The following is a 23,309-nucleotide window of genomic DNA, read 5'->3' as shown; positions in this document are numbered from 1 at the left end:
AATGCGGCCGGGTGCATCCCGGACGCTGTGTGACGCATTGAAGGAGATTACCGGCATGGCAAAGAAGAAGACGGCAACGAAGAGCAAGCCGGTTGAAAGCGGCAAGCTCAAGAACAAGGTGTATCTCGAGGAGCTGGCGCGGCTGCATGTCGAGATGGTCAAGCTGCAGGAGTGGGTACAGCACTCGGGCGCCAAGGTCTGCATCGTCTTCGAGGGCCGTGATGGCGCCGGCAAGGGCGGGACCATCAAGGCACTGACCGAACGGGTCAGCCCGCGGGTGTTCCGGGTGATCGCGTTGCCGGCACCGACCGATCGGGAAAAAAGCCAGATGTATGTGCAACGCTATCTGCCGCACATGCCGGCGGCCGGTGAAGTGGTGATCTTCGATCGCAGTTGGTACAACCGCGCCGGTGTCGAGCGGGTCATGGGGTTTTGCACCGAAGAGCAGGTGCGCTCATTTCTCACCGTGGCGCCGCGCGTCGAGCATGCACTGGTCGAGTCGGGCATCATCCTGATCAAGTACTGGCTTGAAGTGAGCCCGGAGGAGCAGACCCGACGCCTCAAGGCTCGCATCACCGACGGGCGCAAGATCTGGAAGCTGTCACCGATGGACCTCAAGTCCTATAACCGCTGGTACGACTACTCACGTGCCCGGGACGACATGTTCGAGGCCACCGACACCGAGTTCGCCCCGTGGCGGGTCGCCAACTCCAATGACAAGCGCCGGGCGCGACTGAACATTATCAGTGATGTGCTCAGCAGCATTCCTTATGAGGAAGTACCTCGGGCGAAAGTGAAACTGCCCAAGCGCCAAAGCCCCGGTAACTATCGGGATCCGAACTATCCGTTCAAGTACATCGCGGAAAAATTCTAGAATCCCGCAGCACTGTGCTGCCCGTGCCCGGTCTTCAAGACCCGGGCACGGCAGTCGTGAAATCGCCTCCCCGCTTTTCCGGAATTAACCGATCATCCTCTGTCTCAACGGCCATGCCGAGCCGCAACCAAAAAACGCCAATAATCTTTGCGTAGGAATTTTCCTTAGTTGTGTAGGAAATAGCAATTTATAGAGCAGGCAAGATCTGATCGCAATGTAAGATGCTTCTAAATATTAGTTGGGTGGTTGGAATGCCTTTGTAAGATGATTCACTATTGCATCTGGCAGTGTTTGAGTATTTGTTTCTGTAGTTGCGGTTCCTTTTGGAGAGGCTAGTCTTTCGCAGTCGAAGCAAGTTTGCATGTTGCTTCCGGTTATGTGGTTGCGTGTTGTCCGCCCAACTTTTGATCTCGATTGTGTCATTGATTTTTTTGTAACGCTGTATGTTATTACAAATATCCTGGGAGGATTTATGGCTTCTGGTAGTTTTCAAAACGAAGTGCCCAAGGCACGGGTCAACATCAAGCTCGATTTGCATACGGGCGATGCACAGAAAAAAGTCGAATTGCCGCTCAAGTTGATGGTGATGGGCGACTACAGTAACGGCAAGGAACAGCGGCCGTTGTCCGAGAGAAGCAAAGTCGCCATCGACAAGAATAATTTCGATAGCGTGCTGGCCGAGTTTTCTCCCGAGGTCAAGCTGGCGGTGGCCAATACCCTGGCGGAGGATGCCGGCGAAGCGGCGGTCAACCTGGGTTTCCGGAGCATGAAGGACTTCGAGCCGGAACAAGTGGCTCGGCAAATTCCGCAACTGCGCGCACTGCTGGCAATGCGTAACCTGCTGCGCGACCTCAAGTCCAACCTGTTGGACAATGCCACGTTCCGTCAGGAACTGGAGCGTATTCTCATGGACGAGGCACTGAGTGACGAACTGCGAGGTGAGTTGGCGGCACTGACTCCGGAACACATTCGTTAATTCACCTCGGCTCGTTTAAAGGGAAGTTTAAAAATGTCTATCGAACATTCTCACGCGCAATCGCGCGGCACTACAGTGTTGCCTGAAGAAAGCCAAGGCGTGTATGGCGCGTTGTTTGGCAAGATCAATCTCAACCCGGTAAAAGTGCTGGGCGAAATTGAAGTGTTTCAAAGTTCCGAGGCGCTGTCGGACGTTTCTGCCGATGAGCGAGTGACTGCCGCTGTCAGTGTTTTCTTGAATTTGATCAAACAGTCTTCGCGCAAAGTCCGGCGTCTGGACAGGACACTGCTGGATGAACATATTGCGTCGCTGGATGCACAAATCAGCCGCCAACTGGACGCCGTGATGCATCACCCGGATTTCCAGCGGGTGGAGTCCACCTGGCGCGGTGTGAAATCGCTGATCGATCAGACCGACTTCCGCCAGAACGTGCGCATCGAATTGCTTGATATCAGCAAGGATCACCTGGTCCAGGATTTCGAGGATGCACCGGAGATCGCACAAAGTGGCCTGTATGTGCATACCTACACCCAGGAGTACGACACCCCGGGTGGTGAGCCGATCGCCGCTGCCATTTCCAACTTCGAGTTCGACCGCAGCCCGCAGGACATTGCCTTGCTGCGCAATATTTCCAAAGTCTCGGCAGCCGCGCACATGCCCTTCATTGGCTCCGTCGGCCCGGCCTTTTTTGGCAAGCACTCGATGGAAGAAGTCGCCGCCATCAAGGACATCGGCAACTACTTTGATCGTGCCGAATACATCAAGTGGAAAGCGTTCCGCGACAGCGACGATGCCCGCTATATCGGCTTGCTCATGCCCCGCGTGCTGGGCCGTCTGCCGTATGGCCCGGACACCGTTCCGGTGCGCAGCTTCAACTACATCGAAAGCGTCAAGGGACCGGACCACGACAAATACCTGTGGACCAACGCCTCGTTTGCCTTCGCTGCCAACATGGTCAAGAGCTTTATCGCCAACGGCTGGTGCGTGCAGATCCGCGGTCCGCAGTCTGGCGGCGCGGTCACCGACTTGCCGATCCACTTGTATGATCTGGGCACTGGCAATCAGGTGAAGATCCCTTCGGAAGTGATGATTGCGGAGACGCGCGAGTTCGAGTTCGCCAACCTCGGTTTCATCCCGCTCTCGTACTACAAGAACCGTGACTATGCGTGCTTCTTCTCGGCCAACTCCACGCAGAAACCGGCGCTATACGATACCCCTGAGGCCACCGCCAATAGCCGGATCAATGCGCGCCTGCCCTACATCTTCCTGCTGTCACGCATTGCCCATTACCTGAAGCTGATCCAGCGCGAAAACATCGGCACCACCAAGGATCGCCGATTGCTGGAGCTGGAGCTGAACAAGTGGGTCAGCGGGCTGGTCACCGAGATGAACGATCCGGGCGACTCGCTGCAGGCTTCGCACCCGTTGCGGGCTGGCCGGGTCACCGTCGAAGACATCGAGGACAACCCGGGTTTCTTCCGCGTCAAGTTGTACGCCGTGCCGCATTTCCAGGTGGAAGGCATGGACGTCAACCTGTCGCTGGTTTCGCAGATGCCCAAGGCAAAAGCCTGAGTCCTGTGCAAAACCAACCCATTGCGTAGGGATTCGACCTCATGAAAATCGACCGCCCCTTGTGGGCCGCGGGGGCATTGCTGTCCCCGCAGCAATTCCAGCAGCAGGCGCGCTGGGAAGCCTGGGCCAACGAGCGTCTGGCTCGTCTGTCCCTGGTGCACCCCTGGGGCGTCCAGGACGTCGCGTTTGACCTGCACGCACTGCGCCTGGGCAAGCTCAAGGCCACTCGCCTGAGCCTGCGCATGCCCGACGGCACCTTGATCGACACCGACCATGTGGATCGACTGCCCCTGGGGCTGGAGCTGTCGCGCCTGCTGTCCGACGATACCCAGGCGGCGACCTTGCTCCTGGCCTTGCCACTGGAACAGGCCAATGGCAACAACTGCCTGTTCGACGCCGACAAGGCCGATCGACCCACCCGTTATCGCCAGGACTGGCGTCAGGTGCAGGACATTTACGCCGATGAAGTGCAATCGGTCGGCGTACTGGAATACGTGCTGAGCCTGCGCTTCGATCACGACGAGAACGGCGATTACCTGACCTGCCCGATCGCGCGCCTGGTACGTGACGGGCAGGGCGCCTGGAGCCTTGATCCTGACTATGTACCACCGCTGCTCAGTTTCGCGGCGCACCCGGGTCTGTTGACGCAACTGGACAACCTGTTGACCCAGTTGTCCTCCAAGCGTCAGCGGCTGATGGGCATGCGCCGTGAGAGTAACCAGCGAATGGCCGACTTCGCCGTGGCCGACGTGTCGTTGTTCTGGTTGCTCAATGCCTTGAACACCTACCAGCCGGTATTGGCCGATCTCAAGGCCTGGCCGGCGCGACATCCCGAGCAGGTCTATCTGGAGCTGACAAAACTGGCCGGCAGTCTGCTGACCTTTTCGCTCGAACACGATGTCGAGCAGATTCCGCCTTATCGCCACGAACACCTGGAAAGCGTGTTCCCGCCGCTGTTGCGCATGATCTCCACGTTGCTGGAGGCCAGCCTGCCTTCTCGCGTCATCGCCCTGACACTCGAGCAGAGCGCAGCCAACCGTTGGCAGGTCCGACTTGACGACGCCCGTTTGCGCGAGCCCGACAGCGCCGACTTCTATCTGTCGGTGCGTTGCCGCTTGCCAGCCGTGCAATTGCAGAGTCAGTTCCCGCAACTGTGCAAGATCGGCACACCGGACGAAGTCGATCACCTGGTCAACGCCGCCCTCGATGGCGTGCCGTTGCAGTCCCTCAGTCATGTCCCGGCGGCCATCCCCTTGCGTCTGGAAAACCAGTACTTCGCCCTGGATCTCAACCATGCCAAGGGACAAGCCATTCGGGACCAGGGTATCTGTGCCTTGTACGTCCCGAGCACCCTGGCCGAAGTGAAACTTGAACTGTTCGCGGTACTACGCGCATGAACCTGATCGAAGCGAAAAAACAGGCCGCCATGACGGTCGACATCGACGCGTTGTTGCAAGACAGCTACCTGCTGGTGGTCGAGTTGCGGCAAGGGGCCTCCGCGCAAAGCAGCGATGAGGTCAAGGCGCTTTGCGTAAAGCAGGTCGAGCACGTTCGCCAGCGGCTCATGGATGCCGGCCTGGCCCAACGCAGCATCGACCATATCAGCCACGCTCAATGTGCGCTGCTGGATGAGACCATGCTCAACCGCGCCGATAACGATGCCCATTCCCGGTGGGCCAGTGAACCCTTGCAGGCGAAGTTTTTCAATCGCCACCAGGCCGGGGAGTTCCTGTACGAGGACATGCGTGAGGTACTGCGCGAACCGGCGCCGGACCTTCAGGTACTGACGACCTTCCAGCGGGTTTTGACCCTGGGGTTTCGCGGCCGTTATCGCGATGACAATGACCCCGAGCGTGAACAACTGCTGGCCGACCTGAATGCCCGGGTCGCACCACTGAAGTTACGTCAGGCATTAACCGCACCCCTCAGCGCCAGCCATGGCGCAATGGCGCTGCGCTGGATGCGCTCGCCGCTGGTCAACGTCCTGGCTGCCGGTCTGTTGCTGGCCGGTGTCTGGTACGGCCTCGACCAGCTGTTGGGTAGTCTGGTTGCGACGCTGTTGGCCGCGCAAGCCTGAGGTGGAGCCCATGACGCTCAAACTCAAACAAGGGCTCTGGCTGTGGGCGGGTGCACTGACCCTGATGCTGTTGGCCATTATCCCGTTTGGCGGATGGGGCCGTGCCGCCGTGGCCCTGATCGTTGTCGGTTGCGTTGCGCTCGCCTGTTTCCGGGCCGCGCGTCAACGACAATTACCCGGCTCTCTCGACCACCTGGCGTTGCCACCGGCAGCGTATCGTCATCCGGTGGTACTGGTGTGTGGTGATGGCCTGGCCGGGCTGTTTGGTGAAACGAGTAGCGACCACCCGGCATTGCGCATGACCGAGCAGGGCTGTTACCTGCGGGTCTCCCGTGGGGAACAGCTGTCGGGGGTGACTGACAGTGTCCTGGCCTTGCGTCCCGAGTGGGCCGGGCAGCTCTGCGTGATGTTCATTGTCAACCCGAGCGAGCACACCGATGCCGCGGTGTTGGCCGGGCACGTACGTACGTTCAATTACCAGGCCGGGCTGATTCGCCAGCGTGGCATTGCGCTGCCGCTGATGCTCGTCAGCTACCTGCAATCATCGGCGAGCAAGGGGACCTGGTTCAGTTGGGAAGCCGGGCAGGGTACCTGCAACATTCGTGAAGGAGGGTCGTGCCTTGGCCCCGACGAATGGCATCGCCTGCCCGCTGAAAATGCAATTCACACTCGACGGTTACAGGCCAGCGTGCAGCTCAACAGTGCTGCTGCCTGGCTGGATGAACATGTCCTGGCGCACTTCGCCAGCCGCGAAGGTCGCCAGCCTGTCGGCTTGCCGCTGGTTTGCGCCAGCACCTTGGTACCGACACTGCCCGGTATGGTGACCGGCAATCTGTGGGGGCAATGGCTGCGGGGCAAGACCAGGCTGCGGGACGCCGATGCACAGGTACAAGCGCCGGATGCGTCGCTGCCGTTCCCTGATCCTTTACTGAATCTGCTGCCGGTACAGGCCCGACGTTTGCCAATGCGTCGCGCCAGCGTGATTGCGTTGTGGCTGTTCGCGGCCGCCGCCGTTGTCGCCCTGACCAGCTCGGCCTGGCAGAACACCCTGCTGCTGCGTCAGGTCAGCGATGACCTGCGGCGTTATGCGTCCATTTCCCCGACAGAGCGTCGCGATCAACCCGAATTTGCCCAACGGGAAGAAGCGTTGAACGTGCTGCGCGAGGACGCGGTGCGCCTCGACAATTACTACCGCCGGGGCGAGCCCCTGGCGCTGAGCCTTGGCCTGTATCGCGGCGAGCAATTGCGCGCAGGGTTGCTGTCGACCATCGCCAACCACAGGCAACCGTCGACGAGCCCGATGCCGGCACGCGCGGCGCGAACCGTGCGCCTGGACAGCCTGTCGCTGTTCAGCAGCGCAAGCGCCCGACTCAAGCCGGAATCGACCAGGGTGCTGATCGACGCCCTGGTCGGCATCAAGGCCCAACCTGGCTGGCTGATCGTGATTGCCGGGCATACCGATGCCGTGGGCAGCGACGAACACAATCTGCAGTTGTCCCGTGCCCGCGCGGCAGCGGTGCGTGAATGGATGCAACGCATGGGCGGCATTCCCGACAGCTGTTTCGCCGTGCAGGGCTTTGGCAAGAGCCAACCCATCGCCAGCAATGACACCGAGGCGGGGCGTCAAGCCAACCGTCGCGTCGATATCCGTCTGGTGCCGGAAGTGGGGGCCTGCGGGCTTCCCTCAGCCGGGGCAGACGTACAACCCCCTGTCGCAAACGCGGCATCTGTGTACTGAAAAAAGGAGCTTCACATGGCAACTCCCATTTACCTGTGGCTGAAAAATAACGCCGACGATGACATCAAAGGTTCGGTGGACGTGCAACAGCGTGAAGGCAGCATTGAGGTGGTCGCCCAGGACCACAGCCTCTACATCCCCACTGACAACAACACCGGCAAGTTGACTGGCACGCGGGTCCATACCCCGTTTCAGTTCAGCAAGGAAATCGATGCCTCAAGTCCATACTTCTATAGGGCGGTGGCCACCGGCCTGACCCTGAAAAGCGCCGAGTTCAAGTGGTATCGCATCAACAATGACGGCCAGGAAGTCGAGTACTTCAACACCATTCTGGAGAAGGTGAAGGTGGTGAAAGTCGCGCAGAAAATGCACGACGTGAAAGATCCGTCCAAGGAAAAACACAACCACCTGGAGGAGATCGAGTTGCGGTACGAGAAGATCACCTGGACCTACAAGGATGGCAACGTCACCTACTCCGACTCCTGGAGCGAGCGCCCGAGTGCCTGATGCGGGAAGGCTGGCAGGCCTCTGCCTGCCAGCTCCGGTGTGCTGGGGTGAGCGTCCGTTCGCGGACGTTCACCCCAGCCCATCTCGCCCCTTTCCATTGCCACAACCGACCACAGGCTGGACTTCCAGCACAAGGATGTTTCCCCATGTCCCATCATTCCACGCGCTTGCTTCGCCGCCTCAATCCTTACTGCGCCCAGGCGCTCAGCGCGGCGGCTTCGTTGTGTCAAAGCCGTGCCCATGGGCGGATCAGCATCGAACACTGGCTGCTCAAGTTGCTGGAGCAGGGCGAGGGCGATCTGACCCTCATTGCGCGTCGCCATGAGTGGGACATGGATGCACTTTGGCGCGGGTTGCTCGACCACCTCGACAGGCTGCCGCGCAGCGTGCAGGGCAAGCCGCAGTTGTGCGGCAAGTTGCAAAAGCTCATCGAGAACGCCTGGCTGCGTGCATCGCTGGAGGGTAACGACAACCTGCGTTCGGCACACTTGCTTGGCGCATTGCTGGAGAGTCCGGACCTGCTGGCTTGCGAAGCGGCCTGGTCAATACTGGACCTCAGCGAAACCCAGTTGCAGCAGTTGTTTGCCTTGCTCGACCAACACTCCGAGGAACGCCCGCACGTCCAACAGCAAAGCGCGTTGGACCCGCTCCCGGCGACGCCGCTCGCCGACGGTGCCGGGCACGATGCCTTGCAAGCGGTACTGGACATATTCACCCAGGACGTCACCGCCAAGGCGAGGGCAGGGCAGATCGACCCGGTGTTCGGGCGTGACGATGAAATCCGCCAGGTCATCGACATCCTCAGCCGGCGGCGCAAGAACAACCCGATCCTGGTCGGCGAGCCCGGCGTCGGCAAGACCGCGCTGGTCGAAGGCCTGGCCCTGCGCATTGCCGATGGCAACGTGCCCGACAGCCTCAAGGCAGTCAGCGTGCGCACCCTGGACCTTGGCCTGCTGCAAGCAGGCGCCGGGGTAAAAGGCGAATTCGAACAACGCCTGAAAAACGTCATCGACGCCGTGCAGCAGTCGGCCAACCCGGTGCTGCTGTTCATCGACGAGGCTCACACCCTGATCGGCGCCGGTAACCAGGCGGGCGGGGCGGATGCGGCGAATCTGCTCAAGCCGGCCCTCGCGCGAGGCGAATTGCGCACCATCGCCGCGACCACCTGGAGCGAATACAAACAGTACTTCGAACGTGATGCTGCGCTGGAGCGGCGTTTCCAGGTGGTCAAGGTCGACGAGCCGGACGATGCCAGCGCCTGCCTGATGCTGCGTGGCCTCAAGGCGCGTTACGCCAGCCATCACGGCGTGCACATTCAGGACGCGGCGGTGCAGGCCGCGGTCAGCCTGTCGCGGCGTTATCTCACCGGCCGCCAGCTGCCGGACAAGGCCGTCGACCTGCTCGACACCGCCAGCGCGCGGGTGCGCATGAGCCTCGACTGCGAGCCCCAGGCACTGGTGCGGCTCAAGGCCCGGCATGCCGCGCTGGAGCTGGAGCGGCGCGCACTGGAACAGGATGTGCAACTCAATGGCAGCGACTTGAGCGAACGATTGACGCTGATCGCCGGGCAGCAGGTCGAGATGCAACAACAGCAGGACGACTTGCTGTGCCAGTACCGCTATGAACTTGACCTGACCCGACAATTGCTCGATGCGCGTGAGGCCGAACCGGCCCGCAGCGACCTCTGCGCGAAACTGCAGGAGCAATTGCTGCGGGCTCAGGGCAGCCAGCCAATGCTGTCCCTGGACGTCGATGCACGCAGTGTTGCGGAAGTCATCGCCGACTGGACCGGCGTGCCCCTGGGCAGTTTGCTCAAGGACGAACAAGCCAGCCTGCTGACTCTGGAATGGCAACTCGGCGAGCGGGTGATTGGCCAGGAATCTGCCCTCGGTGCCTTGGCCCAGCGCCTGCGCGCAGCCAAGACCGGCTTGACCGAAGAGCAGGCGCCGTTGGGGGTATTCCTGTTGGTGGGCACCAGCGGCGTCGGCAAGACCGAAACCGCCCTGGCGCTGGCGGACTGCCTGTTCGGTGGCGAAAAATCCCTGATCACCCTCAACCTGTCCGAGTACCAGGAGGCCCACACCGTCAGCCAGCTCAAGGGCTCGCCACCGGGTTACGTAGGTTACGGCCAGGGCGGCGTGCTCACCGAAGCGGTGCGCCAGCGGCCCTATAGCGTGGTGCTGCTGGATGAGGTGGAAAAGGCCCACCGCGACGTGCTCAACCTGTTCTACCAGGTGTTCGACCGCGGCTTCATGCGTGATGGCGAAGGACGCGAAATCGACTTCCGCAACACTGTCATCCTGATGACCTCCAACCTCGGCAGCGATGAGCTGCAAAACGGTCTGCGCGAACAGCCCGAAGCCAGCGACAGCGACTTGCACGAATGGCTGCGACCGCTGCTGCGCGAGCACTTCCAGCCGGCGTTGCTCGCCCGCTTCCAGACCCTGATCTACCGCCCGCTGCTGGCCGACGCGCTCAAGCATATCGTCGCCCTGAAACTTGCCAAGGTCGCCAGTCGCCTGCACAGCCATTACGGCCTGGCCTGCGTGATTGAGGATGGCCTGCACGATGCATTGGTCGCCGCCTGCCTGCTGCCCGACACCGGTGCGCGCAACATCGACAGCCTGCTCAACCAGCAGATTCTGCCGGTCCTCAGTCAACAGTTGCTGCAGCGTCAGGCCGCCAAATACAAAACCCTTGGCGTAACCCTGGGCTACAGCGATGAGGAGGGCATCACGCTGCAATTCACCGACGGACCTTCAGTCGTTGCACCTGAGGGCCGAGCATGAACCCTGTCTTCGGCCACAACCGCCACACACTCAAGATCGACAAACTCGACACCCACCTCGACGTCCTCGCCTTCGAGGGCCATGAGCACCTTAGCCAACCCTACCTCTACCGCATCGAATTCACCGCCAGCGACCTCGACATCGGCGCGGAAAAATTCATCGGCCAGTACGCCGAGTTCAGCCTGTACGACGCACCGTCCAACGTGCCCGTGTTCGACTGGGAAGTGCCCAGACCGTCCAAGCCCCTGCGCACCGTCTATGGCCGCATTACCGCCTGCCAGCGCCTGTCCGCCTCAATCGACGAAGCCCGCTACGAAGTCACCCTGCAACCGCGCCTGGCCCTGCTCGATCGCGGCCAGCAAACGCGGATCTATCAGCACCAGTCCGTGCCAGACATCGTCAAAAGCATCCTGCGCGACCGCCACGGTCTGGACACCGGGCACTTTCGCTTCAACCTCAAGCGCGAATACCCGCCGCGCGAGCAGGTGATGCAGTACCAGGAAAGCGACCTGGCTTTCATCAGCCGGATCCTGGCCGACGTCGGCATCTGGTACCGCTGCATCCAGCACGAAGAGCTCGCCTTCGACGTCGTCGAGTTCTGCGACGACCAGCGCTGCTACCAGTTCGACGTCGAGCTGCCGCTGCGCTCGCCGTCGGGCTTCAGCAACAGCGAGCAGGACAGCGTCTGGGCCCTGAAAACCCGCCACCGGGTGGTGGAACAGCAGGTCAGCGTACGCGCCTATCACCCCGACGACAGCCGTGCCTACCTCGACGGCGAGGTCGACCAGACCCGCGGCGAGCCCGCCACCCACGGTGTGGCCACAACCCGCGGCGTCGCCGACAACACCTACGGCGACGCCTACCACTACGCCGAACCCTATCGCGTGCTCGGCAAGTCCCACCTGCGCGACGAAGACCTGCAAAGCGAAAGCGGCTTTTTCTACGCGCGCCTGCGCCACGAACGCTACCTCAACAACCAGACCCACCTCAGCGGCACCAGCAGCAGCGCCACCTTGGCCCCGGGTCAGGTCCTGACCATCAGCGGCGACGCACCGAAGGCCTTCGCCTCCCGCGTGGTGATCACAAAGATCACCACCCGCGCCGCCCGCGACCGCAGCCTGACCTGCGATTTCGAAGCCATGCCCTACGCCTTGCGCCTGTGCTTTCGCCCAGAAGTACCGCCCAAACCACAAATCGCCGGCACCCTGCCAGCGCGCATCACCCACCCCCAGAGCAACCCCCTGTACACCGAAATCGACATGCAAGGGCGTTACCGGGTCAAATTCCTCTTCGACCGCGACACCTGGCCCGCCGGCCGCGAAAGCAAATGGCTGCGCCAGGCCCGCGCCTACGCCGGCGACACCTACGGCCTGCACCTGCCGCTGATCGCCGGCACCGAAGTGGCCATCGCCTTCGAACAGGGCGACCCGGACAAACCCTACATCGCCCATGCCCTGCACGACGACCAGCACCCCGACCTGGTGACCCAGCGCAACGACCACCGCAACGTGCTGCGTACGCCGGCCAATAACAAGTTGCGCCTGGACGACACGCGGGGGCAGGAGCACGTCAAGCTCAGCACCGAGTATGGCGGCAAGAGCCAACTCAACCTCGGGCATCTGGTGGATGGCCAGCGGAAGAAACGTGGGGAAGGGTTTGAACTGCGTACGGATGACTGGGGCGTCATAAGAGGCGGCAAAGGCCTGTTCATCAGTGCCGATGCGCAGACCAAGGCGCAGGGCCCGGTGCTGGACATGGACGCTGCCGTCGGCCGCCTGCAACAGGCCGGCGAACAACTGCAAAAGCTCTCGGTCGACGCCCAGGCCGCCAATGCCGAACCGGCGGACGTGGCAGCACAACTGAACCTGCTGCGCCAGGACCTCGAACAGCTCAAGTCCCAGGTCCTGCTGCTCAGCGCTCCGCAAGGCATCGCCCTCACCAGTGGCCAGCACCTGCAACTGGCGGCCAAGGACAACCTGATGCTCAACGCCGGTGGCGAGACCGACCTCAGCGTGGTCAAGCGCCTGTTCATCGGCGTCGGCCAGGGGTTGAGCCTGTTTGTGCGCAAGCTGGGGATCAAGCTGATTGCCAATCAGGGGGCGATAAGCGTGCAGGCGCAAAACGACAAGCTGGAACTGATTGCCCGCCATGGCCTGGACATCACCAGCACCGAAGACGAAATCCACATCACCGCGAAGAAGAAAATCGTCCTCAACGGGGGCGGCAGTTACCTCAGCCTGGAACCGTGTGGCATCGAATCGGGCACGGCCGGGGACTACAAGGTCAAGTCGGCGGATTATCAGTATTTGCAGGGCAAAGCCACCCAGACCCCACTGATCCCGAAAGTGCCGCAACGCATCGACCCGCCGCTTGAGTTTCATGAGCAATTCCGGCTATTCGCCAGCGATGGCGAGCAACCCCGCGCCAACGTGCCTTACAAAATCACCGCCGCTTCCGGCAAGGTCTGGAAAGGTACCACCGACAGCCAGGGCTTCACCGAGCGCGTGTACACCGCCAAGCCTGAAGCGCTATCGCTGACCTACGACATGGAAGAAGAGGAGGAGGAAGAGGAGCTCGAAGGCATCACCCTACGCCTGGGGTTGTTCTTTGATGGCACGGGTAACAACTTGGGCAATTCCGCCGCCACAGAACAATGCCGGCGGGACGACCTTGAATTGTTCGATCAGAGTGAACTGGCGAGCATTGTGCAGCTATGCAAGCAGTATGGGTTTGACGAGTTTGATGGCAGTGGTTTTGCCAGTGCACCGGATAGTAGTTACGGCAATGCGCCGAGCAATGTGGCGCATTTGTATGACCTGTACCCGGATAGCACAGCGACACCGCTCAAGGCAGAGGCAGAGATCGGTTACGTAAGGGTCTATCTCTCGGGCATTGGCACTCGCAGTGGAGCCAAAGATTCGCTAGTGGATCAGGCCTCTGGCCGGGGGGAAACCGGGGTGGTGGCGCGAGTTGAGCGGGTGCCTGCGGTATTGGCTGAAAAACTTCGGGATTTTATTGAATCCAACCCCGGCACCTGTATTCGACGCATCGAGTTCGACATCTTCGGTTTCAGTCGCGGGGCCGCCGCCGCGCGGCACTGTGTCAACGAATTGTTCAGGCCCGGGCGGGGAGTGTTCGCCGCGTTGCTACAAGGCGGGCGTTTTGGCCTGCCGGCGAGTTTCGATCCGGCGGTGGATGTCAGCCTCAACCTGGTCGGGCTGTTCGACACCGTTGCGGCGATCTTGGGGATGGACCTGAGCGTAGCCAACGACAACAACCCGGGGGTCAACTTGTACCTGCCCCCCGGTTGTGCCCGCCAGATTATCCAGTTGCAGGCCCGGGACGAGCACCGTCTGAACTTTGCCCTCAACAGCGTGCTGCACGGTCATCGACAAATCAGCCTGCCCGGCGTGCATTCGGATATCGGCGGTGGCTACCTGCCGAACGGCCGGGAGCGCTTGTGGGTCACCCAGCCGCAGCGGATCAGCGTGTCGGCCTACCAGCGGCCGGAGTCCCATCCGCAATGGGCGCAACTCCAGGCCCAGGCGCTGGCCCTGCGTGACAGTGGCTTGTCCGGCAGTGGCACCCTTGAGGTCAAGGCTTGGCCGATCCCCCCGGTCCCGCGCGGTAAGGCTGAATCGAAAGTGGATGAGTATTGGTTAGTGATCGTCCTCGACCGGCCTGTGCGTGGCGAATTGGCGCTGATTGCCCTGCGTTTGATGCGTGAACTGGGTGTGCGTCATGGCGTGCCGTTTGAAGTCATAAGTGACGAAGACAAACGCTTGCGCTTGCCCGATGAACTACAACCCATCGCCGAGCAAATCCTGGAGCAAGCGCTGGCGGGCAACGAAGTTCGACTCGGTCCCGCCGAGGAGTGCTTGTTGCGCAATCGCTACATTCACCAATCCGCTCACTGGACCCCTCGTGCTGGTCTGCTCATCAACAAACCGGCGCCGAACAAAAAGCGCAACGTCTACCCCAACCAGCCGCAGAAGGGGTATCCGCAATGAAGCGTTTGAGTCTGATCACCGGTCTGCTGCTGAGCCTGTGCGCCTGCGCCAGTGAGCCTCGGCCACCCGCACCGCCTAACTTGCCTTATGACAGTTGGTACGTCGGCCTGGCCGCACCGCGTTTCATGGAAGTCTGGGTCGAGACCCTGGATGTGCTCGATCAGCGGGGGCTGGCATTTTTCCGTGTACATGGTGGTGTTGTCAGTTACACCGGTCAGCCGGAGGGCTGGCACAAGGGTGGGGGGGCAACGAAACCGGTCAACAATGTCGATCTGCCGGAGCGGCTCTTTCTGCGCTGGCAATCGCTGGTGGAACCACAGGCTTACAAGATCAGGATCACCATCCCACAGTGGGTGCGTGACGAGATGGTCAAGCCGGAGCGGGCGTTTTGTATAGCGGATCAAAAGGAAGTAACGCTGTATCGCAACAGAGTAAATCTAGGGATGGCTCCCGGCGGTATCGTTAAGGTCTGGGTGGGGGCGGGCTGTCTGGGCTACAAGGAAGTCGGTCGTTTTCAGGCCGAGGTCGAACCACGAGGACCTTATCTGAACGGCAAAGATATTTACTACCGGGCGCTGAAGCCCGAGGCCCAGTTGTATATCGATCAGCACGGCATTCCTTATGGCTCTTGGTAAGCGATAGTTAAGAGTTGTTTCGGCTGGCTTTTTAAGTGTAGGGATTACTACGGGTAAGTTTCAAAAGGACGGCAATAGCATGCAGCAAGTAATACATGCGGGTAGTACCAATAACACTGACGACACCGTCATCAAGGTCGTATCTGCGGAAAGTACGTTGACTTGGCTGTCACCGGCAGAAAATGCGGTATTCAAAATCACGCAGGACGCGATGCTGCCCGATATTATTTTTGAATTTCACACTCAAATCGTCGGATTCTACAAATGGTCGTGGACGATCGAGTGGGAGGCGAAAGCCAGCGGATTGAGGGAGAGAGTTCGCAAGGACAAAGTTCTGCAAACCTTCAAGGAATCTGGCTCTTTTGTCAGCGACGATAGAACGTGGAAGGTGAGTCTTTTTGATCAAGTTATCGGCGGTACTCTGACGGTGAGCGTAAGTGTCAGCGATAAGACCCTGACGAGAACGGTTTTTATAAAAGGGCAGAATCCTACGCAGGAGAGTATCGCCCGCTATATAGCTAGTCTTGACGATATGACCGGCTTCGAAAAACTGCTTGAGCAAGAAACTCATTCCAGGCACTTCATAAACCTGGATGGCGAGCCAATAGTTGCCTTTGATAAAGGTTTCGGCATCACGCAAATGACCAATCCGGTGCCAAATTACGAGCAAGTCTGGAACTGGAAAGCCAACATCCTGGCGGGATCTTCGATTTATAAGGACAAGGTGCGCATCGCCAAAAAATACCTGGGCCAGGCAGGTAGAACCTATACAGATGATCAGCTGCGCCATGAAGTGTTCAGCCGGTGGAACGGTGGTTCTTATCATGAGTGGGATAGGGTCTCTGCTTCCTGGGTCAGAAAGAAGAACCTTTTGTGTGATTCCAATACCGGAAACATAGGCTGGTCGATGGATAACGAAATGAACAAAGACAAAACGCAAGCACAATTGCGAGAGCGAGATAAGGATACCTATTCGAAGGGATCTAAGGGGCAGTCAGATGATCACCCATGGCAATACCAGGGAGTGTGTTATGCAGATCATGTGCTCGGTAAATAAGCTCGGAAAGTTCCTGGTTGGGTTGTTGCTCGGGTTGGCAGCGGTTACCTGCGCAAATGCCGAAACAGTGTGGCTAAAAAATAATGTCGGGCAGGTGCATCTGCAGATGGCCGATGGAACGGTGTATGACGTGAAGTTGTTTTCCGACGTGGGTGGTGTGTTTTATGACAGAGACAAGCACACGATCGGGGGAAGGGAGTATGTCTCGCTGTTCCAGGTTTTATCTTCGAATTCTGCACGCCCTTCAGGCGTTTGTGGTGCGGGTAACGAGGTCTGGCTCCATGTCTATCGAGTCGCTGGCGCAGTATTGAACGAAAAAATAAAAGTATTGGTGAGTAGTTGTTTACGCTCGATTTCACTGGCAAGTCAGAACACAGGGGATCAGATGCAAGACTCCGATTTCTCTTCAGTGCAATGGACCTTAAAGGGGTTTTCCATTGAGTGGTTCGAGCATGTCGATGCTGCCGGGCGACCCTTGCAGTTTACGAACTTTGTTTTGCGTGAGGACGCTTTTTTACCGCAAGACGTATTGAGCCAAGAGAACCCGAACTAGAAATTTTCCGTTCAATAAAAAAAGGATCAAAGAATGAAAGGCATCATCCGTATTGGCGACAAAACCACCGGAGGCGGCGCGGTACTTTCGGGTTCCACCGATATGCGATTCGAGGGTGTCGGTGTGGCGCGCGAGGGGGATCTGGTGCGCTGTCGAAGCCACGGCCGTACGGTGATTGCCGAGGGGCATCCGGCGTTTCGTGACAATGGTGTCCCGGTCGCTTTCGATGGCCATCGCTGCGCATGCGGTTGTGCGTTGATTTCTTCCTTGCCTGTAGCGGGTGCGAATTAGCCCATGCCAGTCAGATTGGATCGAGTCCCAGCATTAGCGGTGAGACCTGCGCGCCCTCGTGTCTGGCTTTGGGCAGGTTTACTGCCTCTGTTGTTGCTGATGGGGGCGGGGGTGGCGTTGTTGTTCGGGCCTGGAGACTTGCATCAGCAGCCAGTGAACTTCTGGGCACTGTCCCTGGGGGTACCGTTGGTTGGCTGGTGCGTGTTGGGTTTTGGGAGAGCACTGATTTACATAGGCCAACAAAGTGCTGCCGATGGTTGGGATGAAGCTCGGGAGAACGATTTGATTCGCAAGACCCGGCAAGGGCGTCGCTCCCAACAATTATTGGGTGTGAGTCTGTATACGGCCCTTCGAGAACCAGGTGATCAGCCCACCGCGCAACTGGATGCTTTTCTGAGCGGGATCTCCTCTATTGCGGCTCGACCCGTGCGGGAGGGGGCAACACCGTTACGTCACAGTCACTTGTCAGGCGATAGGGAAGACCCCGAACTCCTGCTGCTGAGCGTGTTGAAGCAGTTGCTCGGCGATTTGGCGCGAACTCTGGAGCCACTACCGGACAGTGCGCCACTGGCATTTTTACTGGAGGTCGAAAGCGGATTGCCTGAAGGGGGGTTGCGTCGCGTGTGGCGAGAGGCGTGGAGTGCGTCCGGTATCCGTCAATCGTCGATTCCTGTCGAAGGCAGCGGGTTGGTCGCGGTGGATCATTGGCTTGACCAGCGTATTGACGATCAGGCCTTGCTGATGGTGGTGGCGGTGCAGTTTGCACTGGAACAGCCCGAAGGCACGGCAGAGGTTGCTGTTGGCTTGTTGCTGGGCAACCGTCTGACGCAAACGACCTTGGCGCCGATCGCCTGCCTCCATCGTCCCGAACCGGAGCGCAAGCCCACCGACACCGATCTGCTCTACGCCGCACGTCAAGCCCTCGACTGGGTACCACTGGGTGCGCAATCCATCGAGCAGGTTTGGCGCGCGGGCATTGATGCGCAACGTCATGCCGCCTTGTCGATGGTGTCGGCGGAATTACCTCTGCCAGCCAAGCCCAATCAGGGTTTTTGCAGTCTCGATGATTTGCTTGGGCATCCTGGACCCGCAGCACCTTGGCTGGCCATAGCCGCCGCGGCGCAGGCGATTGAGCGCGGTGCCGGGCCGCAATTCATTTTCAGTGGCGGCGCCGTCGCCGATGGGCTTTGGAGCACGGTGCTGATGCCCGTGTCACCCCTTTCGAAATAGGAATCTCGAATGCAGTTTCGACGCTCTGTAGGGATAGGTGTTTTGGTCAGCGTGCTGGTGGTCGCTGGTCTGGTGTTGGCTGCACAGGTTTGGTATCACCCTGAGTCGCTAGGTATTGAATCCGGCAGCGGCTGGCAAACCCTCTGGTTTTCGGTGGTCTCGGCCACCACCTTGATCGTGGCGATGTTCCTGGGTGGTTATCCATTGCTGGGACGGCTGTTGGGGCATTCAACTTATGGCCGGCTTGATACGGATGACGTTCACCAGCCTGCGCAAGTGTTCCCGGAAAAAAACGTTGATACGCCGGGAGCACGAACCATCGCGGCGATCAAAGCTTCCTTGCGCAAGCGCCACGGCCACCTCTGGCGCCACAAAACACGCCTCCTGCTCATCGTCGGCGAACCCGAGCAGATCCAGGCCATCGCCCCCGGCCTGAGCAACGACAACTGGCTGGAAGACCACAACACCCTGTTGTTCTGGGGCGGCAGTGTGCAAACCCAACTGGACGATTCCGTGCTCGACCGCTGTCGCGCCTTGACCCGCTGGAGCGCCCTCGACGGCGTGGTCTGGGCGCTGAACGCCGAGCAGAGCGCCGACGACAACCTGATGGGCAACGGTGCACGTCACCTGCAAGATCTGGCGCGTACGCTGGGCTGGTCGTTGCCGTTGCACCTGTGGCAGGTCTGCGCCAGTTCGTGGGCGCAGGACCAGCGCCCAACCCAGGCGGTCGGCTGCGCGCTGCCGTCACGCCTGACGCCGCCGATCCTGGAACACGCGCTGGAAAATTTGCTGGAACCGTTGCGCCACGAAGGCTGGGCGCAGATGAGCACGCGGCCCGATCATGATTTCCTGCTGCGCTTGTCGCGGGACTTGCAGGTCGAAGGCCTGGCCCGTTGGCGTCAGGCGCTTGCGCCGTGGTTCGGGGGCTTCCGGCAGGACCTGCCGTTGCGCGGGTTGTGGTTCAGCTTGCCGCTGACCGGTAAAACGTTGCGCAAAGATGATCACTTCTGGTCCATGGGGCCGGTCTGGCAGGGCGTGCTGGACGCCCCGAAACCGCACAGCCGGCGCTTGGGTTGGAGCGCGCCGCGCGTCGCTTATGGGCTGGCGTTGGGTCTGGCCGTGGTCTGGGGCACCGGACTGCTGCTGTCGTTCGCCACCAACCGCGTGCAGATCGCGCAGGTGCAGACCGTGTTGATCACCCTCGAACAATCGCAAAGCGCCGATGACCAATTCCTCGCGTTCAACGAACTGGTCCGCGAACTGGCTCGTCTGGATTACCGCGCCGAACACGGCACGCCGTGGTATCAGCGCTTTGGCCTCAATCAAAACGATGCGCTGCTGGCCGAGCTGTGGCCGCGTTACGTCGAGGCCAATCAGCGCTTGCTGCGCGATCCGGCGGTGGCCCACTTGCAGGCGCGGCTCAACGCGCTGGTCAAACTGCCGCCGGACAGCCCCGAACGCAGCAAGCGTGCCGGTGTGGCCTACGCGCAACTCAAGGCCTACCTGATGCTGGCGCGCCCGGAAAAATCCGATCCGGCGTTCCTGGCCCAGGCCCTGAGCGACGCCGAGCCGCAGCGCGCCGGGTTCTCGCCGGGACTCTGGCAGGGCCTGTCGCCGACCCTGTGGCAGTTCTACGCGCAGCAACTGGCGCGCCATCCGCAATGGCGCATCGAAGCCGACCCACGACTGGTGGCCCAGGCCCGCCAAGTACTGCTCGGCCAGTTGGGCCAGCGCAATGGCGAAACCAGCCTGTACCAGAGCGTCCTCGACAGCGCGGCCAATCACGCGCCGGCGTTGAATCTGCAGCAGATGGTCGGCGACACCGAGGCGACGGCGCTGTTCTCCACATCGGCCGAAGTGCCCGGCGTGTTCACCCGCCAGGCCTGGGAAGGCCAGGTGCGGCCGGCCATCGCCGCCATCGCCGAGGCCCGGCGCGAAGAAATCGACTGGGTGCTCAGCGACAATCCCGCCAGCCTCGCCGTCGAACTGACCCCGGACCAGCTCAAGGAGCGACTGACCGAGCGCTACTTTCAGGACTACGCCAACGCCTGGCTGGACTTCCTCAACCACCTGCGCTGGCAACCGGTCGACAGCCTGGGCGAGGTGATTGATCAACTGGCGCTGATGAGCGACGTGCGCCAGTCGCCGCTGATCGCGCTGATGAACACCTTGGCCTGGCAGGGGCAGGCCGGCACGCGCGGCCAGGCCTTGGGCGAGTCGTTGATCAAGTCGGCGCAGAAGCTGATCGCCCAGGACAGCGTGCCGCCGATCGAGCAGTCGCTCGACGGGCCGGGTGGTCCGCTGGACGCCACCTTCGGGCCATTGCTGAGCCTGCTGGGCAAGGACGTCGAGCGCACCAACGACAGCGAGCGCCTGAGCCTGCAAGCCTTCCTCAACCGCGTCACCCGGGTGCGACTGAAGCTGCAACAAGTGAGCAACGCGCCGAACCCGCAGGCTATGACTCAAGCCCTGGCGCAGAGCGTGTTCCAGGGTCACAGCGTCGACCTCACCGACACCCAGGCCTACGGCAACCTGCTCGCCGCCAGCCTCGGCGCCGAGTGGGACGGGATCGGCCAGACCCTGTTCGTGCAGCCGCTGGAGCAGGCCTGGCAACGGGTGCTGCAACCCTCGACGGCGGGCCTCAACAGCCAGTGGCAGCGGGCGATCGTCAAGGACTGGCACGGCGCCTTCGTCGGTCGCTACCCCTTCGCGGCCACCGCCAGCGACGCCTCGCTGCCGATGCTCGGGCAAATGATCCGCGCCGACTCCGGGCGCATTGAACAGTTTCTGCAACAGCAACTGGGCGGTGTGCTGCGCAAGGAAGGCAGCCGCTGGGTGGCCGACGCGCGGCACAGCCAGGGTCTGCACTTCAACCCGAAGTTCCTGACGGCGATCAACCAGCTCAGCCACCTCGCCGACGTGCTCTACACCGACGGCGGCATGGGCCTGAGTTTCGAGCTGCGCGGCAAGCCGGTGCGCGACGTGGTGCAGACCACTTTCATCCTCAACGGCGAAAAGCATGAGTACTTCAACCAGAAGGAACGCTGGCAGCGCTTCAGCTGGCCGGGCTTCAGCCAGCATCCGGGCACGCGTTTGTTGTGGATCAGTGTGCTGGCCAATGAACGGCTGTTCGGCGACTACGAAGGCACCTGGGGCCTGATCCGCCTGCTGGAACAAGCGAAAGTCACCGCGCTGAACGACACCGACAGCCAGTATCGCGTGCAGCTCAGGGCACCTGATGGCCTCGACCTGACCTGGCACCTGCGCACCGAACTGGGCGCAGGGCCGCTGGCGCTGCTCAAGTTGCGCGGCTTTGAATTGCCGGCGCAGATTTTTCTCGGCGAGGGCACTCAAGCGCAGCCTTATGCGCAGAACGGAAGTTACCCATGAGCCTGCTCAAACTGATCACCCATTGCCTCGGCGAACGTGACCCGCTGGCCCTTGCCCGTACCCAGGCCGACTCTTGGCAATCCTGGTTGCAGCCCATCAGCGCGCAGTCGCCGGTTGGTGAAGACCCGGGTTATGACGATGACTTCCAGCGCATGCGCGAAGAGGTCAACAAGCTCTCCGGCGCGAACGTCGACGAGGTGATTCAGCTGGCGGAGAAGTTGCTCGGCCAGCGCTGCAAGGATCTGCGCGTCGCCACTTACTACCTGTGGGCACGCCTGCAGAAGGACGGTGAGACAGGGTTGGCCGATGGCCTTGGTTTATTGGCGGCGCTGGTTGAGCGGTACGCCGACGATGTGCTTCCCGTGAGGGCCAACAGCCGCAAGATGGCCCTGGAGTGGTTGACCGGCGGCAAGGTGCTGGACAGCCTGTCGCTGTACCCGGAGGTGGTCAAGACCGATGCGGAACGCACGGTGGCGGCGCTGGCCTGGCTTGAACATGGGTTGCAAGCCTGGCCCGAGGATCAGCGGCCGCAGCTGGATGCGTTGCATGGGGCGTTGTCGGCGCGCCTGGCGCAGTCTGGTGGGGTCGATGCGGTGGTGCCGCAACACAGCGCCAGCCACGAGTCCGTCGGCCAGGCCAGCGCGCCGGACAGCCTGGCCATCAAGTCCGGGCGCGACCTGCTGGACAGCGGCCGGAAGCTGGCCGACTACCTGCGTGACCAGCCCCTGGGCTGGCTGGCGGCGCACCGCCTGATGAAGAGTTTGCGCTGGGATACCTTGCACGAGCCGCCGCTACAGGACGCCAGCGGCACGACGCGTATTTCACCGCCCAGGGGAGAATCCAGGGCGAAACTCAAGCGCTTGTATCAGCAACAGAACTGGAGCGAATTGCTTCTTCAGGTCGAATGGATATTCGCCGAGGGGGTCAACCATTTCTGGCTGGACCTGCAGTGGTACCTGGTCCAGGCCCTGAGCAAACTACCGGCGCCTCACGACGGCTGGGCCGACATCGTCAAGCGCGACCTGGGTATGTTCCTCGAGCGGCTGCCGGGCCTGGAGGCGCTGGGGTGGAACGACGGTACACCGTTCGCCGACGAGACCACCCGTGAATGGATCGCTCAGCACGTAAGCGCGCAACAGTCGCGCCAGCTCCTGCCCGCAGCGGCCCCGGCAGCGGTCATGGCCGATGGCGAGATTCTGTCCCTGGAAAGCGAGGCGCTGGCCCAGGCCGACAGCGACGGCGTCGAACATGCACTGGCCTGGCTGGCCGCGCGCCCGGACATTCACAGCGGTCGCCAGCGCTGGCTGCTGCGCCTGCTGATGGCGCGGGTGGCCGAGCAATGCGGCAAGAACGACCTGGCCCTGCACCTGCTCGGTGAACTGGATGCCACGGCCGAGCGCCAGGCCTTGGCGGACTGGGAGCCGGAATTGAATTTCGAGGTCAAGGCCCGCCTGCTCAAGCTGACCCGCCTGAAAGCGCAGCGCAACGATGCCGACAAGCCGGCCCTGGCCAGGCGCATGGAGACGTTGCTGGCGGCGCTGGTTGCCATCGATCCGGTACGCGCCTCCGTACTGTGCGGTTGAACCCCATTTATCAGGATTATTTACAGC

The 23,309-nt window shown here is 61.1% G+C and carries 16 protein-coding genes; all 16 read left to right on the top strand.

Features of this window, described 5'->3' with window-relative positions; all coding sequences use genetic code 11:
- Window positions 1–55: 55 nt before the first annotated feature.
- Complete coding sequence (ppk2, locus tag PPUTUW4_RS15710) at window positions 56–874, top strand: polyphosphate kinase 2 (RefSeq protein WP_015095568.1); 819 nt, start codon at window positions 56–58, stop codon at window positions 872–874.
- A 472-nt stretch (window positions 875–1,346) separates the two neighbouring features.
- Window positions 1,347–1,850 (top strand): type VI secretion system contractile sheath small subunit, encoded by a 504-nt coding sequence (gene tssB / locus PPUTUW4_RS15705; RefSeq protein WP_015095567.1) that lies wholly within the window; start codon window positions 1,347–1,349, stop codon window positions 1,848–1,850.
- Window positions 1,851–1,883: 33 nt separating this feature from the next.
- A complete protein-coding gene (gene tssC, locus PPUTUW4_RS15700) occupies window positions 1,884–3,422 on the top strand; it encodes a type VI secretion system contractile sheath large subunit (RefSeq protein WP_015095566.1) in 1,539 nt (512 codons plus the stop codon).
- Between the two features lie 41 nt (window positions 3,423–3,463).
- Window positions 3,464–4,819 carry a type VI secretion system baseplate subunit TssK gene (gene tssK, locus PPUTUW4_RS15695; RefSeq protein ID WP_015095565.1) on the top strand — a complete coding sequence of 452 codons (1,356 nt, stop codon included), beginning with the start codon at window positions 3,464–3,466 and terminating at the stop codon, window positions 4,817–4,819.
- Complete coding sequence (tssL, locus tag PPUTUW4_RS15690; protein ID WP_015095564.1) at window positions 4,816–5,499, top strand: type VI secretion system protein TssL, short form; 684 nt, start codon at window positions 4,816–4,818, stop codon at window positions 5,497–5,499. Before tssK ends, tssL begins: the two co-directional genes overlap by 4 nt.
- A 10-nt stretch (window positions 5,500–5,509) precedes the next feature.
- Window positions 5,510–7,237: an OmpA family protein gene (locus PPUTUW4_RS15685; RefSeq protein ID WP_015095563.1), complete on the top strand. Its 1,728-nt coding sequence runs from the start codon at window positions 5,510–5,512 to the stop codon at window positions 7,235–7,237.
- A 15-nt stretch (window positions 7,238–7,252) separates the two neighbouring features.
- The gene (gene tssD, locus PPUTUW4_RS15680; protein ID WP_015095562.1) at window positions 7,253–7,744 is read left to right on the top strand and encodes a type VI secretion system tube protein TssD; all 492 of its coding nucleotides are present in this window, start codon (window positions 7,253–7,255) and stop codon (window positions 7,742–7,744) included.
- A gap of 146 nt (window positions 7,745–7,890) precedes the next feature.
- Entirely contained in the window at window positions 7,891–10,533 is a 2,643-nt protein-coding gene (tssH, locus tag PPUTUW4_RS15675; RefSeq protein ID WP_015095561.1) for a type VI secretion system ATPase TssH, read from the top strand.
- Window positions 10,530–14,543 carry a type VI secretion system tip protein VgrG gene (gene vgrG / locus PPUTUW4_RS30635; RefSeq protein ID WP_015095560.1) on the top strand — a complete coding sequence of 1,338 codons (4,014 nt, stop codon included), beginning with the start codon at window positions 10,530–10,532 and terminating at the stop codon, window positions 14,541–14,543. The genes tssH and vgrG overlap by 4 nt, the downstream gene beginning before the upstream one ends.
- Window positions 14,540–15,178 (top strand): DUF2931 family protein, encoded by a 639-nt coding sequence (locus tag PPUTUW4_RS15665; RefSeq protein ID WP_015095559.1) that lies wholly within the window; start codon window positions 14,540–14,542, stop codon window positions 15,176–15,178. The genes vgrG and PPUTUW4_RS15665 overlap by 4 nt, the downstream gene beginning before the upstream one ends.
- A gap of 79 nt (window positions 15,179–15,257) precedes the next feature.
- A complete protein-coding gene (locus tag PPUTUW4_RS15660; RefSeq protein WP_015095558.1) occupies window positions 15,258–16,235 on the top strand; it encodes a hypothetical protein in 978 nt (325 codons plus the stop codon).
- Complete coding sequence (locus PPUTUW4_RS15655; RefSeq protein WP_015095557.1) at window positions 16,210–16,788, top strand: hypothetical protein; 579 nt, start codon at window positions 16,210–16,212, stop codon at window positions 16,786–16,788. The genes PPUTUW4_RS15660 and PPUTUW4_RS15655 overlap by 26 nt, the downstream gene beginning before the upstream one ends.
- Before the next feature lie 33 nt (window positions 16,789–16,821).
- Entirely contained in the window at window positions 16,822–17,079 is a 258-nt protein-coding gene (locus PPUTUW4_RS15650; protein WP_015095556.1) for a PAAR domain-containing protein, read from the top strand.
- A gap of 282 nt (window positions 17,080–17,361) precedes the next feature.
- Window positions 17,362–18,309, top strand: coding sequence for a hypothetical protein (locus tag PPUTUW4_RS15645; protein WP_227698095.1), 948 nt, complete (start codon window positions 17,362–17,364; stop codon window positions 18,307–18,309).
- A 9-nt stretch (window positions 18,310–18,318) separates the two neighbouring features.
- Entirely contained in the window at window positions 18,319–21,699 is a 3,381-nt protein-coding gene (locus PPUTUW4_RS15640) for an ImcF-related family protein (protein WP_015095554.1), read from the top strand.
- A complete protein-coding gene (gene tssA / locus PPUTUW4_RS15635) occupies window positions 21,696–23,282 on the top strand; it encodes a type VI secretion system protein TssA (RefSeq protein WP_015095553.1) in 1,587 nt (528 codons plus the stop codon). The genes PPUTUW4_RS15640 and tssA overlap by 4 nt, the downstream gene beginning before the upstream one ends.
- The last annotated feature ends 27 nt before the right edge of the window (window positions 23,283–23,309 follow it).

It is taken from the genome of Pseudomonas sp. UW4 (assembly GCF_000316175.1).
GTDB lineage: Bacteria > Pseudomonadota > Gammaproteobacteria > Pseudomonadales > Pseudomonadaceae > Aquipseudomonas > Aquipseudomonas laurylsulfatiphila.
Note: the sequence above shows the minus strand (reverse complement) of the source record. Positions and strands in the feature narration are given on the sequence as shown.

Coding starts and splice junctions, on each gene's coding strand:
- ppk2 (WP_015095568.1), top strand. CDS start 56: ATGGCAAAGAAGAAGACGGCAACGAAGAGCAAGCCGGTTGAAAGCGGC.
- tssB (WP_015095567.1), top strand. CDS start 1,347: ATGGCTTCTGGTAGTTTTCAAAACGAAGTGCCCAAGGCACGGGTCAAC.
- tssC (WP_015095566.1), top strand. CDS start 1,884: ATGTCTATCGAACATTCTCACGCGCAATCGCGCGGCACTACAGTGTTG.
- tssK (WP_015095565.1), top strand. CDS start 3,464: ATGAAAATCGACCGCCCCTTGTGGGCCGCGGGGGCATTGCTGTCCCCG.
- tssL (WP_015095564.1), top strand. CDS start 4,816: ATGAACCTGATCGAAGCGAAAAAACAGGCCGCCATGACGGTCGACATC.
- PPUTUW4_RS15685 (WP_015095563.1), top strand. CDS start 5,510: ATGACGCTCAAACTCAAACAAGGGCTCTGGCTGTGGGCGGGTGCACTG.
- tssD (WP_015095562.1), top strand. CDS start 7,253: ATGGCAACTCCCATTTACCTGTGGCTGAAAAATAACGCCGACGATGAC.
- tssH (WP_015095561.1), top strand. CDS start 7,891: ATGTCCCATCATTCCACGCGCTTGCTTCGCCGCCTCAATCCTTACTGC.
- vgrG (WP_015095560.1), top strand. CDS start 10,530: ATGAACCCTGTCTTCGGCCACAACCGCCACACACTCAAGATCGACAAA.
- PPUTUW4_RS15665 (WP_015095559.1), top strand. CDS start 14,540: ATGAAGCGTTTGAGTCTGATCACCGGTCTGCTGCTGAGCCTGTGCGCC.
- PPUTUW4_RS15660 (WP_015095558.1), top strand. CDS start 15,258: ATGCAGCAAGTAATACATGCGGGTAGTACCAATAACACTGACGACACC.
- PPUTUW4_RS15655 (WP_015095557.1), top strand. CDS start 16,210: ATGCAGATCATGTGCTCGGTAAATAAGCTCGGAAAGTTCCTGGTTGGG.
- PPUTUW4_RS15650 (WP_015095556.1), top strand. CDS start 16,822: ATGAAAGGCATCATCCGTATTGGCGACAAAACCACCGGAGGCGGCGCG.
- PPUTUW4_RS15640 (WP_015095554.1), top strand. CDS start 18,319: ATGCAGTTTCGACGCTCTGTAGGGATAGGTGTTTTGGTCAGCGTGCTG.
- tssA (WP_015095553.1), top strand. CDS start 21,696: ATGAGCCTGCTCAAACTGATCACCCATTGCCTCGGCGAACGTGACCCG.